Raw genomic sequence first — 375 nt, forward strand, 5'->3', positions numbered from 1 at the left:
ACCGTCACCACCGCAGGCAGCTGCACCCGGATGGTCTGCAGACCGCCGTCCACCTCTCGCGTCACCGTCGCCGCGTCACCCTCAACCGAAAGCTCGCTGGCAAAGGTCGCCTGCGACCACCCCAGCAGCGCCGAGAGCATCTGCCCCGTCGCGTTCAGGTCATTATCGATCGCCTGCTTGCCCGCAAGGATCAGGCCGGGCGCCTCTTCCTTCGCTACCGCCGCCAGGATCTTCGCCACGGCGAGCGGTTCGATGTCAGTATGCACGTCCGACGCAGCCTCAACCAGGATCGCCCGGTCCGCCCCCATCGCAAGCGCCGTCCGCAGCGTCTCTTGCGCCTGCTTCACGCCGATCGACACAACCACAATCTCGGAC

The 375-nt window shown here is 66.7% G+C and carries 1 protein-coding gene; it reads right to left on the reverse strand.

The genetic code is table 11. The features are described from left to right. On the reverse strand, positions 1–375 hold a 375-nt coding region (locus IE101_RS17980; protein ID WP_505706169.1), incomplete at both ends, for an adenine nucleotide alpha hydrolase family protein.

The organism is Gemmobacter lanyuensis (assembly GCF_014652355.1).
Taxonomy (GTDB): Bacteria; Pseudomonadota; Alphaproteobacteria; order Rhodobacterales; family Rhodobacteraceae; genus Gemmobacter; species Gemmobacter lanyuensis.